The organism is Streptococcus oralis (assembly GCF_003943825.1).
GTDB lineage: Bacteria > Bacillota > Bacilli > Lactobacillales > Streptococcaceae > Streptococcus > Streptococcus oralis_CD.
In genome coordinates this window covers 118,795-134,283 of sequence record NZ_RJNJ01000003.1, presented here as the reverse complement: position 1 = coordinate 134,283, position 15,489 = coordinate 118,795, and the positions used below count along the sequence as shown (strand labels likewise).

At 39.5% G+C, this 15,489-nt stretch carries 19 protein-coding genes; all 19 read left to right on the top strand.

The window, feature by feature from the left end:
* Nucleotides 1-7: 7 nt before the first annotated feature.
* Nucleotides 8-1,174 (top strand): chorismate synthase, encoded by a 1,167-nt coding sequence (aroC, locus tag D8863_RS03775; RefSeq protein ID WP_042768151.1) that lies wholly within the window; start codon nucleotides 8-10, stop codon nucleotides 1,172-1,174.
* A gap of 9 nt (nucleotides 1,175-1,183) precedes the next feature.
* Nucleotides 1,184-2,287 carry a prephenate dehydrogenase gene (locus D8863_RS03770; protein ID WP_125441127.1) on the top strand — a complete coding sequence of 368 codons (1,104 nt, stop codon included), beginning with the start codon at nucleotides 1,184-1,186 and terminating at the stop codon, nucleotides 2,285-2,287.
* Between the two features lie 10 nt (nucleotides 2,288-2,297).
* On the top strand, nucleotides 2,298-2,636 hold the full coding sequence (locus tag D8863_RS03765) for a YlbF/YmcA family competence regulator (protein ID WP_125441126.1): 339 nt from the start codon (nucleotides 2,298-2,300) through the stop codon (nucleotides 2,634-2,636).
* A 90-nt stretch (nucleotides 2,637-2,726) separates the two neighbouring features.
* Complete coding sequence (gene aroA / locus D8863_RS03760; protein WP_125441125.1) at nucleotides 2,727-4,010, top strand: 3-phosphoshikimate 1-carboxyvinyltransferase; 1,284 nt, start codon at nucleotides 2,727-2,729, stop codon at nucleotides 4,008-4,010.
* Nucleotides 4,003-4,479 (top strand): shikimate kinase, encoded by a 477-nt coding sequence (locus D8863_RS03755; RefSeq protein WP_125441124.1) that lies wholly within the window; start codon nucleotides 4,003-4,005, stop codon nucleotides 4,477-4,479. Before aroA ends, D8863_RS03755 begins: the two co-directional genes overlap by 8 nt.
* Nucleotides 4,476-5,324, top strand: a complete 849-nt coding sequence (gene pheA / locus D8863_RS03750; protein WP_125441123.1) for a prephenate dehydratase — start codon at nucleotides 4,476-4,478, stop codon at nucleotides 5,322-5,324. Before D8863_RS03755 ends, pheA begins: the two co-directional genes overlap by 4 nt.
* Nucleotides 5,321-6,616, top strand: coding sequence for an LCP family protein (locus D8863_RS03745; protein ID WP_125441122.1), 1,296 nt, complete (start codon nucleotides 5,321-5,323; stop codon nucleotides 6,614-6,616). The genes pheA and D8863_RS03745 overlap by 4 nt, the downstream gene beginning before the upstream one ends.
* A 379-nt stretch (nucleotides 6,617-6,995) precedes the next feature.
* Complete coding sequence (locus tag D8863_RS03740) at nucleotides 6,996-7,391, top strand: DUF1310 family protein (protein WP_125441121.1); 396 nt, start codon at nucleotides 6,996-6,998, stop codon at nucleotides 7,389-7,391.
* Complete coding sequence (locus tag D8863_RS11040) at nucleotides 7,388-7,549, top strand: hypothetical protein (RefSeq protein WP_185761440.1); 162 nt, start codon at nucleotides 7,388-7,390, stop codon at nucleotides 7,547-7,549. The genes D8863_RS03740 and D8863_RS11040 overlap by 4 nt, the downstream gene beginning before the upstream one ends.
* A 14-nt stretch (nucleotides 7,550-7,563) precedes the next feature.
* Nucleotides 7,564-7,968, top strand: coding sequence for a DUF1310 family protein (locus D8863_RS03735; protein ID WP_125441120.1), 405 nt, complete (start codon nucleotides 7,564-7,566; stop codon nucleotides 7,966-7,968).
* A gap of 303 nt (nucleotides 7,969-8,271) precedes the next feature.
* On the top strand, nucleotides 8,272-8,673 hold the full coding sequence (locus D8863_RS03725) for a DUF1310 family protein (protein WP_125441119.1): 402 nt from the start codon (nucleotides 8,272-8,274) through the stop codon (nucleotides 8,671-8,673).
* Nucleotides 8,666-8,938: a hypothetical protein gene (locus D8863_RS03720; protein WP_125441118.1), complete on the top strand. Its 273-nt coding sequence runs from the start codon at nucleotides 8,666-8,668 to the stop codon at nucleotides 8,936-8,938. Before D8863_RS03725 ends, D8863_RS03720 begins: the two co-directional genes overlap by 8 nt.
* A gap of 43 nt (nucleotides 8,939-8,981) precedes the next feature.
* Complete coding sequence (locus D8863_RS03715) at nucleotides 8,982-9,383, top strand: DUF1310 family protein (RefSeq protein ID WP_084878529.1); 402 nt, start codon at nucleotides 8,982-8,984, stop codon at nucleotides 9,381-9,383.
* The gene (locus tag D8863_RS03710) at nucleotides 9,376-10,614 is read left to right on the top strand and encodes an Mbeg1-like protein (protein WP_125441117.1); all 1,239 of its coding nucleotides are present in this window, start codon (nucleotides 9,376-9,378) and stop codon (nucleotides 10,612-10,614) included. Before D8863_RS03715 ends, D8863_RS03710 begins: the two co-directional genes overlap by 8 nt.
* A complete protein-coding gene (locus D8863_RS03705) occupies nucleotides 10,596-11,006 on the top strand; it encodes a hypothetical protein (protein ID WP_125441116.1) in 411 nt (136 codons plus the stop codon). Before D8863_RS03710 ends, D8863_RS03705 begins: the two co-directional genes overlap by 19 nt.
* A gap of 3 nt (nucleotides 11,007-11,009) precedes the next feature.
* Nucleotides 11,010-11,303 (top strand): hypothetical protein, encoded by a 294-nt coding sequence (locus tag D8863_RS03700; RefSeq protein WP_125441115.1) that lies wholly within the window; start codon nucleotides 11,010-11,012, stop codon nucleotides 11,301-11,303.
* 174 nt (nucleotides 11,304-11,477) lie between these two features.
* Complete coding sequence (locus D8863_RS03695) at nucleotides 11,478-12,314, top strand: LicD family protein (protein WP_125441114.1); 837 nt, start codon at nucleotides 11,478-11,480, stop codon at nucleotides 12,312-12,314.
* Nucleotides 12,311-13,279, top strand: a complete 969-nt coding sequence (locus tag D8863_RS03690; RefSeq protein WP_044020561.1) for a glycosyltransferase family 2 protein — start codon at nucleotides 12,311-12,313, stop codon at nucleotides 13,277-13,279. Before D8863_RS03695 ends, D8863_RS03690 begins: the two co-directional genes overlap by 4 nt.
* Before the next feature lie 21 nt (nucleotides 13,280-13,300).
* A complete protein-coding gene (locus D8863_RS03685) occupies nucleotides 13,301-15,460 on the top strand; it encodes an O-antigen ligase family protein (RefSeq protein ID WP_044020563.1) in 2,160 nt (719 codons plus the stop codon).
* Nucleotides 15,461-15,489: the final 29 nt, after the last annotated feature.

The window sequence follows — 15,489 nt, the reverse complement described above, 5'->3', positions numbered from 1 at the left end:
AGAACGTATGAGATATTTAACTGCAGGAGAGTCACACGGCCCCCGTCTGACGACAATTATCGAGGGAATTCCAGCGGGCCTTCCTTTAACAGTAGAGGACATCAACGAGGATCTGAAACGTCGTCAGGGTGGCTACGGTCGTGGTGGCCGTATGAAAATTGAGAGTGATCAGGTTGTCTTTACATCGGGCGTTCGCCACGGGAAAACAACAGGGGCTCCGATTACCATGGATGTCATTAATAAGGACCATCAGAAATGGCTAGATATCATGTCTGCTGAGGACATTGAAGACCACCTTAAAAGCAAGCGGAAAATCACTCATCCTCGCCCAGGACATGCCGATTTGGTAGGGGGGATCAAGTACCGTTTTGATGATTTGCGAAATTCTTTGGAACGTTCATCAGCTCGTGAAACAACCATGCGAGTAGCCGTTGGGGCAGTAGCCAAACGTCTCTTAGCTGAGCTAGATATGGAGATTGCCAACCATGTCGTGGTCTTTGGTGGCAAGGAAATCGATGTACCTGAAAATCTGACAGTGGCTGAGATTAAGGAACGAGCTGCCCAGTCTGAAGTTTCTATTGTCAACCAAGAGCGGGAACAGGAAATCAAGGACTATATTGACCAAATCAAACGTGACGGTGATACCATCGGTGGGGTTGTGGAGACAGTCGTCGGAGGTGTTCCAGTTGGCCTCGGTTCCTATGTCCAATGGGACAGAAAATTAGATGCCAGATTGGCCCAAGCAGTTGTCTCTATTAATGCCTTTAAAGGGGTGGAATTTGGTCTTGGATTTGAAGCTGGTTACCGAAAAGGTAGCCAAGTTATGGATGAAATTCTCTGGTCTAAAGAAGACGGCTATACTCGTCGTACCAACAATCTAGGTGGTTTCGAAGGTGGTATGACCAATGGGCAACCAATTGTTGTTCGTGGAGTTATGAAACCCATTCCCACTCTTTATAAACCTCTTATGAGTGTGGATATCGAGACGCACGAACCTTACAAGGCAACTGTGGAGAGAAGTGATCCGACCGCTCTTCCAGCAGCAGGTGTGGTCATGGAAGCCGTTGTAGCAACGGTTCTGGCACAAGAAATCCTTGAAAAATTCTCATCAGATAATCTTGAAGAATTAAAAGAGGCAGTTGCCAAGCACCGAGATTATACAAAGAACTATTAAGGAGTCCTTATGGCAAAAACCATCTATATCGCAGGTCTCGGTTTGATTGGTGCTTCGATGGCGCTCGGTATCAAGCGTGATCATCCTGATTATGAAATTTTAGGTTATAATCGCAGTCAGGCTTCGAGAGACATTGCCTTGGAGCGGGGGATGATTGACCGTGCGACGGATGATTTTGCCAGTTTCGCTCCTCTAGCAGATGTTATCATCTTGACCTTGCCAATCAAACAGACCATTGCTTTTATTAAGGAGCTGGCAAACTTAGACTTGAAAGAAGGTGTCATTATCTCGGATGCGGGCTCAACCAAGTCAGCCATTGTAGATGCGGCGGAGGAATATTTAGCTGGCAAGCCTGTTCGCTTTGTCGGGGCCCATCCCATGGCTGGTAGCCACAAGACAGGGGCTGCCTCTGCGGATGTTAATCTCTTTGAAAATGCTTACTATATCTTCACACCTTCGAGCCTGACAAGTCCTGACACACTTGAGGAAATGAAAGATCTGCTTTCTGGCCTTCATGCTCGTTTTATCGAGATTGATGCCCTGGAGCATGATCGAGTCACTTCTCAGATTAGCCATTTTCCTCATATTCTGGCTTCCAGCCTTATGGAGCAGACGGCAGTTTATGCTCAAGAACATGAGATGGCAAGGCGCTTTGCGGCGGGTGGTTTTCGAGATATGACTCGCATTGCGGAAAGCGAGCCAGGTATGTGGACTTCTATTCTCTTGTCCAATCGTGAGACCATTCTAGAGCGAATTGCGGATTTCAAGGAGCGCCTAGATGAGGTTGGACAAGCCATCAGCAAGGGAGATGAAGAGCAAATCTGGAACTTTTTCAACCAAGCGCGTGCGCAACGTCAGGCTATGGAAATCCATAAACGTGGAGGCGTGGACAGTTCTTATGACCTCTATGTTGATGTTCCCGACGAGGAAGATGTTATCTTGCGGATTTTGGAATTGCTACGTGGGACTTCTTTGGTTAATATCCACATCAACGAAGAAAACCGTGAAGATGTTCACGGGATTCTACAAATTTCATTTAAAAATGCTCAAGATTTAGAACGAGCTGAGCGCTTAATTACAGAAAATACGGACTACACAGTCGTCATCAAATAAGGAGAAAATCATGTCAAATATTTACGATAGTGCAAATGAACTTAGTCGCGGGTTACGCGAATTACCAGAATACAAGACTGTTAAAGCAGCTAAAGATGCCATCCAAGCTGATACGGAAGCCAGCAAGATTTTTGCAGACTACCTCGCTTTCCAGCAAGAAATCCAAGTCATGGCGCAAACGGGACAAATGCCAGACGCCTCTTTCCAAGAAAAGATGCAGTCTTTCAGCAAACAAATCCAAGAGAACGCTCTTTTGTCAGATTTCTTTGCCAAACAGCAACAATTATCTATTTACCTTTCAGACATTGAAAAAATTATCTTTGAACCTGTTTCAGAATTATTGAAATAGTATTTTATCTGTATAAAAGCCAGAAATTTCAGGAATTTCTGGCTTTTTTGTGATAAAATAAGAAAAAGTATTGCAAGTATGAGGTCAACTATGAAACTAAAAACAAACATTCGCCATTTACATGGCAGTATCCGGGTTCCAGGTGACAAGTCTATCAGCCACCGTTCAATTATTTTTGGAAGTTTGGCTGAGGGAGAAACCAAAGTTTATGATATTCTGCGTGGAGAGGATGTACTTTCAACCATGCAGGTTTTTCGTGACCTTGGCGTTGAAATTGAGGATAAAGATGGTGTCATTACCATTCAAGGTGTTGGCATGGATGGTTTAAAAGCTCCGCAAAACGCCTTGGATATGGGGAATTCTGGTACCTCGATTCGCCTGATCTCAGGTGTCCTTGCTGGTGCAGACTTCGAAGTAGAGATGTTTGGAGATGATAGTCTTTCTAAACGTCCTATGGATCGCGTGACGATTCCATTGAAAAAAATGGGCGTTAGCATTTCAGGGCAAACCGAGCGAGACCTGCCTCCTCTTCGCCTAAAAGGGACGAAAAATTTAAGACCGATTCACTATGAGTTGCCAATCGCCTCTGCTCAGGTCAAGTCTGCCTTGATATTTGCAGCCTTGCAGGCTCAGGGGGAGTCCGTGATTATCGAGAAAGAATGTACTCGTAACCACACCGAAGATATGCTACAGCAATTTGGTGGTCAATTAAGTGTGGACGGAAAGAAAATCACAGTCCAAGGGCCGCAAAAACTGACTGGACAAAAGGTAGTTGTCCCAGGAGATATCTCCAGTGCAGCCTTTTGGTTGGTCGCAGGTTTGATTGTTCCAAGCTCTCGTGTAGTGCTGCAGAATGTGGGCATCAATGAAACTCGTACTGGTATTATTGATGTCATTCGCGCCATGGGTGGAAAACTAGAAATAACTGAAATCGATCCAGTTGCTAAATCAGCAACACTGACTGTCGAGTCTTCAGACCTGAAAGGAACAGAGATTGGTGGCGCTTTGATTCCACGCTTGATTGATGAATTACCTATTATTGCTCTTCTCGCGACGCAAGCCCAAGGTGTAACGGTCATTAAGGATGCTGAGGAACTCAAGGTCAAGGAAACAGACCGTATTCAGGTGGTGGCAGATGCCTTAAATAGCATGGGGGCGGATATCACTCCTACAGCAGATGGGATGATTATCAAAGGGAAATCAAGACTTCATGGCGCTAGAGTCAATACGTTTGGTGACCACCGAATTGGCATGATGACAGCTATTGCAGCCCTCTTGGTTGCGGATGGAGAAGTGGAACTTGACCGTGCTGAAGCCATCAATACCAGCTATCCTAGCTTCTTTGATGATTTGGAGAGCTTGATTCATGGCTAAGGTATTACTCGGATTTATGGGGGCAGGCAAGTCGACAATCGCTAGAGGATTGGACTCAGACTACATCGATATGGATACCTTAATCGAGGAACGTTTGGGCATGTCCATTGCGGATTTCTTTGCTGAAAAAGGAGAAGTGGCCTTTCGTCAAGTAGAGTCAGAAGTCCTAGCTGACTTACTAAAAACGGACCGAGTTGTGTCAACTGGCGGAGGAGTTATCATTTCTCAGAGAAATCGTGACTTGCTCAAAACCAATCCTGATAACATCTACCTAAAAGCAGATTTTGAAACCCTCTACCAACGTATCGCAGCTGATAAGGACAATCAGCGCCCGCTTTTTCTTAATAAAAGCAAGGAAGAACTAGCAGCTATTTTCCAAGAAAGACAGGCCTGGTATGAGGAAGTAGCCAGTCGGGTTCTAGATGTGACCAAGTTAAGCCCAGAGGAAATTATAGAGGAACTGAGATGAAAATTGCCTATCTAGGTCCCAAGGGATCTTTTTCGCATCATGTTGTGCAGACAGCTTTTCCCAAAGAGGAATTGCAGGCTTTTGCCAATATCACAGATGTCATCAAGGCCTATGAACAAGGCTTGGTGGACTATTCTGTGGTACCAGTTGAAAACTCCATTGAAGGTAGTGTCCATGAAAGTTTGGATTACCTTTTTCACCAGGCTCGCATCCAAGCAGTTGCAGAAATTGTTCAACCCATTCACCAGCAGCTGATGGCAGTTCCAGGTCATACTAAGATTGAGAAGATTTTTTCCCATCCTCAGGCTTTGGCTCAGGGAAAAAAATTCATCGATGAACACTATCCAGAGGCCCAAATTGAGGTAACAGCCAGTACTGCTTATGCAGCTCGCTTTATTTCAGAACATCCAGCCCAGCCTTATGCAGCCATTGCACCAAGAAGTTCTGCCGAAGAATATGGCTTGGAATTAATTGCAGAGGATATTCAAGAGATGGAAGCCAATTTCACACGTTTTTGGGTGTTAGGGGCAGAGATACCGAAGATTCCTTTGAACTCGCAAGCTGAAAAAATGAGTTTGGCCTTGACCTTACCAGACAATTTACCTGGTGCTCTTTACAAGGCACTTTCGACTTTTGCTTGGAGAGGGATTGACTTAACAAAGATTGAAAGTCGCCCCCTTAAAACAGCCTTGGGAGAATACTTTTTCATTATCGATGTAGACTATAGTGACAAAGAACTGGTTCATTTTGCCAGACAAGAACTAGAAGCCATTGGAATCCAGCACAAGATCCTGGGAACCTACCCGATTTTTACCATAACTGATATAGAAAAGGAGAGTCAATGAGCAAAGAAAATCCTTTAAGTCATCACGAGCAGTTACGTTATGACTATCTCTTCAAAAATATCCATTACCTCAACGACCGTGAACGGAGGGAGTTTGATTATCTGCAACAGAAAATGGCAGGTCCCAAGTCTGAAGTTCACCATTTCCACCAAGAAGAAAAAGAAGAAACTTGGGGTAGAGATATTGATCTTCCGACCTACGGCAGTAGAAGCCGGTCTAAGAAACGTGAAAAGGTAGCTCCTCAACCTAAAGTCAAAAAGAAAAAGAGAAGAATTCGCTTCAAACGAATACTGACTTGGCTCTTGCTGTTGATTACCTGTGTGCTTGCAGGGATGATTTTTATGTTTCTTCGAGGTTTCCAGTCAGCAGCCAATCCAACAAATAAGCCAGCTGACGCCAAGGCAGCTCAAGTAGAGGTCTTTAACGGTCAGGATACCAAAGATGGTGTGAATATCCTAGTCATGGGGACAGATGGCCGTATCGGTCAAAATAGTGCGGAGACTCGTACCGACACGATCATGGTACTGAATGTCAGTGGATCGGATAAGAAGATCAAACTAGTCAGCTTTATGCGTGACAACTTAGTGTATATCGACGGGTACAGTAAGATTGTAAATGGCCAGAAACAGACGGATAACAAACTAAATGTTGCCTATGAACTTGGGGAACAAGAAGGGCAAAAAGGAGCTGAAATGGTCCGCAAGGTTCTAAAAGACAACTTTGATTTGGATATTAAGTACTATGCTCTAGTTGACTTCCAAGCCTTTGCAACAGCTATTGATACCCTCTTCCCTGACGGAGTAACGATTGATGCTCAATTCTCAACATTGAATGGTCAACCTTTGACAGAAGCCACAGTTGGAGACGACCTTCATGCAACAGAGACTGAGTCACCAACCCAAACCATCAAAGTTGGAAAACAGCAGATGAATGGATCCACCTTGCTGAACTACGCTCGCTTCCGTGATGATGATGAAGGGGACTACGGTCGTACCAAACGTCAGCAACAAGTCATGTCAGCCGTTCTTGAGCAGATCAAAGATCCAACCAAGCTCTTTACAGGATCTGAGGCACTTGGAAAAGTCTTTGCGATGACTTCGACCAATTTACCGTATAGCTTCTTGTTGACCAATGGTTTATCTGTCATAGAAGGCGCTCAGAATGGTATCGAAAGATTAACTGTTCCCGAACTTGGTGACTGGGTAGACGCTTATGATGTCTATGGTGGGCAAGGTCTTCTAGTCGATCAAAATAAATACCAGACCAAACTCGCTCAAATGGGAATGAGATAGAATACTTTTATTAAGAAAACTCAAAAGAACTTAGTAAAAATTATATTCCAAATATAAAAAAGAGTATTTCTGAAATGGAAATGCTCTTTTTATGTTATATAGTGGTTTCCAGAACCACATTCATTATATTCTAACTTGAAATCCTTTTAAGAAATTTGTTAAGAGAACATGACAAAGTGAAGGTTTTTGAATCGAGACCAAACGAAAAATTTGTATCAACAGTTTTTTAGTTGATGAAAAGAATTTTTTGCGTACTACTAGATTTTTAACTACCTGATGAATCTTCAATTTGACTATAAGGGTAATAATATAATGCTTGTGGTATACTATAAGTAAATCAGCGTATGACATATTTGTAAAATACCATAAAGGAGATGCCATGAAGTCATTAAAAATTATAGGAATCATTTTAGCTAGTTTATTAGTTATCGTTGGACTAAGCATAGGAGGATTTAAAGTAATGAAACAAGTAGAACACGATGAGATGGTTAGGATTGTAGAGAGTGAGGAAGTAAAAGAAGTAATAGAGGATTATTTAAATTACATAGATGGGAAAGCTTTTACAAATAAAGGAGTAATCCAGTCTTATGAAATAGATACAGAATCTATTCAACATAATCCTATGGGGGGAATAAATTTTTCTGTTTATGTAAATGAAGATAATGAACTGTATGTAAGGTATACCATAGAGAAAAACTCGCAAACAAAAAAGGTGGATTTCTCCAGTGGGGGATACTCGGGGAAATTGCACAATCTGATAAAGGAGAAACAATGAGTAGAGATTACAGTGATCACGAGCGACAAAGTATAGCAAATGAGGAGTATTCAGTCTATGAACCCAGTGATCCTCTGACTATTAAAAATGATAAAGGAGAAATAGAAGATATCGGTACAGTCCGTCAGGTAATAAAATATGACATATTTGTAAAATAACATAAGGAGACGTCATGAAGTCATTAAAAATTGTAGGAATTGTTTTAGCTAGTTTGTTGGTTATCGTTGGATTAAGCGTAGGAGGATATAAAGTAATGAAACAAGTAGAACACGATGAGATGGTTAGGATTGTAGAGAGTGAGGAAGCGAATCAAATTTTTAGAAATAGATTAAAACGAATAGATCCGAAAGCGTTTGAACCAGATGGAGTTATTAAAAATTATGCGATTAATTATGAATCTATTGCTTCCAATCCAATGGGAGGTATTATGGTTTCCATATATGTCAATGACAATAAGGATTATATTTTTAGTTTCACTCTAAATAAAAACTTTAATACGAAGAAGCTTACTAGTGAAGGTGGAGTAAATGATCCTACGATAATGAAAAAAGTAGAAGAGAGAGAGAAAAATAACTGATACATATACGGACTATGAGAGATTTCAAATAGCAAAAAAAGAGTATGATAAAGAGCTTGCAGTTGATAAGCCTGTTGAAATTGGTGATAATGATAACGCTAAACCCATCGGCACAGTCCGTCAGGTGATCGAAAACGAGACAGGAATAAAGGTTTACGTAGTTGAGAGTCCAGACCATTCTGAAGTGTCTGTTCTCTATGAAGGTTCTAAGGAACCAGGTGAGGATGGAAAATCCAATCTTTATTGTATACTATAAGTAAATCAGTACATGACATATTTGTAAAATACCATAAAGGAGATGCCATGAAGTCATTAAAAATTGTAGGAATCATATTTGCTAGTTTGTTGGTTATCGTTGGACTAAGCATAGGAGGATTTAAAGTAATGAAACAAGTAAAACACAATGAGATGGTGAGAATTGTAGAGAGTGAGGAAGTCAAAAAGATCATAGAAGATAACCTAAAGCTGAGGCATAAAGGGGCACTTGAAGAAGGAAATATTATCCAGAATTATGATATAGATACTAATTCCATTTTTCATAGTCCAATGGGAGGGATCAAATTTAAAATTTATATAAATAATGACGAAGAATTATATGTATTTTTCACTATTAATAAAGATAAAAAAAGTGGAAAGTTAGTTAATGATGGCGGAGGAAACTCTGCTAAATTTGAGAAAATGATAACGGAGGGGAAAAGTGAATAGACAGTATAGTGATCATGAACGTCAAAAAATTGCTAATGAAGAGTATACAAAGTATTCTGAAACAGATCCCTTGAAAATCATAAATGATAAAGGAGAGATAGAAGATATCGGCATAGTCCGTCAGGTGATCGAAAACGAGACAGGAATAAAGGTTTACGTAGCTGAGAGTCCAGACCATTCTGAAGTGTCTGTTCTCTATGAAGGTTCTAAAGCGCCAAGTCAAGTGAGGATGGAAAATCCAATCTTTATGGTATACTATAAGTAAATCAGCGCATGACATATTTGTAAAATACCATAAAGGAGATGCCATGAAGATATTAAAAATTATAGGAATTGTATTAGCTAGTTTGTTGGTTATCGTTGGACTAAGCATAGGAGGATTTAAAGTAATGAAACAAGTAAAATACAATGAGATGGTGAGAATTGTCAAGGGTGAGGAAGTCAAAAAAATTATAGAAGATGATTTGAAAGAAATGGACCAATTTTCTTTAACAAATAAAGGGAAAATAAAGTCTTATCAAATTGACGATAAATCCATCAAACATAGTCCAATGGGAGGGATTAAATTTAAAATTTATATAAATAATGACGAAGAATTATATGTATTTTTCACTATTAATAAAGATAAAAAAAGTGGAAAGTTAGTTAATGATGGAGGAGGAAACTCTGCTAAATTTGAGAAAATGATAACGGAGGGAAAAAGTGAATAGACAGTATAGTGATCATGAACGTCAAAAAATTGCTAATGAAGAGTATACAAGTTACTCTGAAACAGACCCCTTGAAAATCAAAAACGATAAAGGAAAGAAAGAAACCATCGGTACAGTCCGTCAGGTAATAGAAAACGAGACAGGATTGAAGGTATACGTAGTTGAGAGTCCAGACCGGTCAGAAGTATTTGTTCTTTATGAAGGGTCTAAAGCTCCATTTGAAGAAGGATGGGAAGTGGATTGGAAAGTCAATGATATTCCTATGGCAAAAAATATCATAACTAATAAGAAAGAAGTGACACCTCAGTTAGAATCAGCGGCTACAACACTGAATAACGTACTAGAAAAGTATCCGAACGCTAAAATCTCAGTTTATGCTCACTCTCTTGGCTCTATGGATGCGCAATACGCCCTAGCTAATGTTAGCGACATTTCTCGTATTTCAGGAGCTTATATTTATCAAGGACCGAATATCTATCCGGTCTTGACAGAAGAACAGCGGCAACGAGTAGATGCGATGAAATACCGGATTCATAATTATATTGATCAACGAGATGCAGTTCCGATTGGATATCCCAAGGACGCTCCAGGATACAAAGCAGAACTGAACAGTAAAAATGCTGTTGGAATTGTTCATCATGTGGATTCGAGCTTTAATCTGAATCCTGTAGAACAACACATGTGGGGTGGTTATGTTTTTAATGAGGATGGTAGCCTCAAAATCAAAAAAGATACCTCATCTTTTGAAAAACGTTATTCATCTGTTTTGGATAAGGTTTCCAGTGGCTTGTATTCCTATGCAAAGGCTAAAGACGCATTGGCTTCAGGCGGTTATACGAGTGGTGAGGAGCTCTTTTTAGACTCCGAACATGCCTTAACGATTTCATCGGGATTGCATGAAGTCGCGAATGATGGCCATGAAGAGATTCGTTCCATAGTTCGTAAAGCTCACCAAAAAGCAGAGAAAATAGTAGCGAGTACCTATCAAGTCCCTTTTGGTTTTATTTTGTCACCTACAGAGGTGGCGACAGCCTATTCTGATGGAGGAGTATCTCGTACGACAATCGTAGATGACCTTGATCATTATTTCTATCCAAAAATCAAAAAAGCAGAAAAATTAGCTGAAGATTTTCAAAGTTTAGAAAAACAAATAGCAGATGGTGTCCAAAAGACATTAGATAACGATAAAGAGTTAGCAGGGAATTTTAAAGAATGGATGAAAATCAAGTAATCTGGCAGGAATTAAGGACAAAGCAAAACAATCTAGATTCATTAGATGAACGCAATCGCTCTATTCACAAACAAAGAGAAAAACAATATGAAGACCTTCAGCAAAAACGTGACCAATTGTTGCATATGATGGAGAGAAAGTACCAGATGGTCCAGCATATCTTAGGACAAGTGGACGTGGATACTACTGAAGAAAGAGAACGGTTAAACAGAATAGCTTCGCACTTTAGTCAGACAGTATCCATGGGATTTACAAGAAATCAGCGCGCTTTGGAGCAAAGGTTTGAAAAAGAAGAGATTGAGTATAGACAAGAACGACGAAAATTAGAAGATGATATAGATGCATTACATCGTCAAAAGATGAAACTCGATCAAGAAAAAAGGAAGGGATAATCTATGTTTGATGGAATGATTAATGACTTCTTCTCGGGAGTGAATAATAATATGACTGAGATTGAGAAGGGACTAGAACGTTTACTAATCAGCCATATCTATGCACCAGTCAAATTGAATGAGCGTAATAATTTGATGTCTGATGGGGATATCAAAATCAAAACAGAAGCGGAAGCAACGAAGACAGCACTGGGGATGATTTCTAGTCAAATCGATACAACGATGAAGGGTCCTTATTCAACAAAGGTTGTTGAGACTTTGAAGACGAAAGAAAAAGATTATGATGCGATTGTGTAGAGAAAAAATTTTCCCCTTTGGAATGAGATAGAACACTATAAAAAAATCAAAGTTTGAATCACCAGTGAAAAAGTGGTTTAGGCTTTGATTTTTCTTAGTATCTGATGGATTTTTAGGGCTTTTTTATGGTATAATAAAACGATATAACTCGTTATTGGACAGAAGAGGAGAGACATGAGTGATTTGAAAGCGATTCAGGCTCGTAGTCTGGAAATGGCTGAATATTTCGTCGCATTTTGTAAAGAACATGATTTGTTGTGCTATCTCTGTGGTGGAGGAGCCATTGGTGCCCTACGTAACAAAGGTTTCATTCCTTGGGATGATGACCTAGACTTTTTCATGCCACGTAAGGACTATGAAAAATTAGCAGAACTATGGCCTCGTTATGCAGATGAGCGTTATTTCTTGTCAAAGAGTAACAAAGATTTTGTAGACCGTAACCTTTTTATTACCATTCGTGACAAGGAAACTACTTGTATCAAGCCTTATCAGAAGGATTTGGATTTACCACACGGTTTGGCCTTGGATGTGTTACCATTGGATTATTATCCTAAAAATCCAGCTGAGCGTAAGAAACAGGTTCGTTGGGCCCTGATTTATTCACTCTTTTGTGCGCAAACTATCCCAGAAAAGCATGGTGCGGTCATGAAATGGGGAAGTCGCATCTTACTCGGCCTGACTCCAAAATCTCTACGTTATCGCATTTGGAAAAAAGCTGAAAAAGAAATGACCAAGTATGGTCTGGCTGAGAGCGATGGAATTACGGAATTATGCTCAGGTCCCGGCTACATGCGAAACAAATACCCGATCGCATCCTTTGAAGACAATCTTTTCTTGCCATTTGAAGGAACTGAGATGCCCATTCCAGTCGGTTATGATGCCTATCTCAGCACTGCTTTTGGCGATTATATGACACCACCACCAACAGACAAGCAGGTACCGCATCATGATGCTATTATAGCGGACATGGACAAGAGCTACACAGAGTACAAGGGAGAATATGGAGCATGATGGGAGAAAAAATAAGCGTTATCGTTCCAGTCTACAATGTAGAAGCCTATCTGGAGCGATGTGTGGAGTCGATTCTTCAACAGACTTATGCCCATTTTGAGTTAATCCTAATCAATGATGGTTCTACTGATTCCAGTGGACAGATCTGTGATCACTTAGCGTCTCAGTATGAGAATATCAAGGTTTATCATATCGAAAATGCTGGTGTTTCAAATGCTAGAAATATGGGAATTCAGCTAGCGACGGGTTCTTGGGTTACCTTTATTGATAGCGATGATTTCGTTACCCAGGATTACCTAGCTACTTTAGCAAGTGCAGCTGAAGGGTTGAATGTAGGCTTTGTAATTGCTCCTCTGCACCATATCAAAAACGGAATTGTAACAGACCTACCTTCACATTCAGAAAAAACAGAACTCTGGTCAACAGAAGAAACCATGAAGGAACTACTGATGACTACCAGAACATCATTTTTTCCAGTCGCAAAACTGTTTAAGAGAGACCTGCTTGCGGATGAAAAGTTTAATACCAATTATCACCTAGCTGAAGATGCCTTGTTTTTAACTGAATTGCTACTAAAGACAAGATGCAGTTGCGTATTTATTGACAAACCTGTTTATTATTATGATCATCGTGAGGGAAGTGCAACAACATCTGTTAATCGATATGTATTTGACACAATAGAAGTTTATAAGCAAATAATTGCTCAAGTTTCACAAGCCTTCCCTAATTTAAAATACGAATTAATAAATAGAGAGTGTTGGTCGTACATCACAGTTTACGATAAAATTATCTTTACTTCACGTGAAGAGTATCAAAAGGAGAAAGCCGAGCTGAGGAATTGGATTGTTCAGCATCGACGCGAAATATGGAAAGATGCTTATTTCACCACTTTTCGCAAGGTAGCGATCCTTTCACTTGTCATTTCTCCATGGCTATATAAGAAAATTGTTGGATTAAAAAACTAATATCATGAGAAGGAGTTGAAAATGAATTTTTCAAAAATGGATGAATACTTTGAAAAATCAAAACTATGGATTGCGTATCTATTTGTTTTCATTTCGATTTTAAGTATGAGTTCACTGGTTTATAAGATAGCAAATCCCCTCTACAAGGGATTATCAGCGATTGTAGTGTTTTATATTTGCTATACCTTATTGTTTAAGTGGAAAGAAATCACGGTAGATCGCAAATTTCTATCCTTATTTGGACTCTTAGCTGGAAGTCATCTGCTATCAGCTATTTTCAATCGCTCTGGACATCTGATTGGAAATGTGATTGAAATCCTCTTCATGGTAACCTATGTTTTATTATTTACCATGTTACAATCAGGGCAACTTAAAAAATTATTTGACTGGATTGCCTATACGGTTCAAATTGTATCTTTTTCTTCAGCAATTTTTGCGTTTGGTTTATTGATAAGTAGAGTCCTCATCCTATTTAAGATTGGTGAACAATCTTATTACTATGGTGTCATGAACGGCCGTCTGTGGGGGATTGTCAATCCAAATGCTAGTGCGATATTTTCATACATTAGCATTATTTTGGCTATGTATTTGATCCATAAAGGAAGTAAATATTCTGTTTATCTTAAACTGAATAATGTGATTCAATTCGTTTACTTCGCAACGATGCAAAGTCGAGGAGCCTTACTTTCTTTACTTCTCATGATTGGACTCTATAGTTTCTTTGCTACTAGAGGAAGTATCGTTAAACGATTCCTCACTTTTATAGTTGCTGGTTTGCTGATTACTGCAACTAATATTGGATTAAGCTATGTAACTTCAATCTATATCTCATCTGAAACTGCGACTGTCTTAGATTTAAACAAAGGACAATCCTATGCTGAGACAGATTCATCTGTTACTAAGAAAAACGGTGAGCTCCATCTGATCGAAACAACACCAAGTGGTAGAACCTATATCTGGAAAAATGCCATCAAGATGGGAAGTGCCAAACCAATTTTTGGTTATGGTGTACGAAACGTTCCAGATTATTACGCAGAATATTTCAGTAAATTTGAGATTCAAAACTCCCTTATCGGTGGGAATTTCCATAACATTTTTGTGACCATATTTGTCAGTTCGGGAGTTCTAGGTTTGGTATCCTTCCTTCTTGTACTGGCTTATGTCATCAAGCGCTTTTTAACGTATTTGATTGTTTCCAAGAAAAATACTGATAAATTGATCATGATCCTATTCTTTGGTATCTTGTTTGGTCAATTATTTGAAAGTCAGATTATGTATTCAACCAACTTTATTAATATCATCTTCTGGCTAGCGATTGGCTATGGACTCGTAGTCTGCAAACGGGATGAAGGAGTTCGGTACCAAGAAGTAACAGATGTCAATGAAATTCAACAGATGGAACTTGGAATCATGGAGTATATTCATGAAGTTTGTCAGAAAATTGGTGTCAAGTATTTCTTAGCATATGGAAGTCTAATTGGTGCTGTACGTCATCAAGGATTTATCCCTTGGGATGATGACATGGATATCTGCATGTTACGGGAAGATTATGAAAAGTTGCAAGACTACCTTATCACTAACCCTGATGAACGTTACGAGGTCATGTCTTATAAAAATAATCTCAACTATGTCTATCCCTTCATGAAAGTGCAGGATAACCTTACTTACTTGCTAGAAGAAGATGTTCGCATCGATTCGAATATGGGAATCTATGTAGATATTTTCCCTGTAGATGGCTACGAGGATGACGTAGAATTTAAAAACAAGATGACGAAACTGATAAAGAAACGTCAATTGAGTTGCTACACCTTTAAAGGCATTACCAATACGAAAAGTGTACTGAATTCACTGCTACGTTATGTGTCAGTTATTATTTTCTATTTTACCAATACGAACAAATACGTTGCCCAGATTGAGGAGCTTGCAAAATCCCGTAAAGTCTCAGATTATGAGCAGGTGGATTATCTTATCTACAAGGATATGAACAAACCAGTGTGGAGACGTGAATGGCTAGAACAAGTTACTACTGGAACATTTGAAGGTAAGGAATTTACCATTCCGAAAAATTATCATGAAATTTTGACCTCAGACTACGGAGACTATATGCAATTGCCACCGGTTGAACAAAGAGTATCTCATCATGATTTTAAATTATGGAAGATTGTTAAAAGGTCTAAATGACGGGATTGGGATTAAGAAACGTTTAAAAA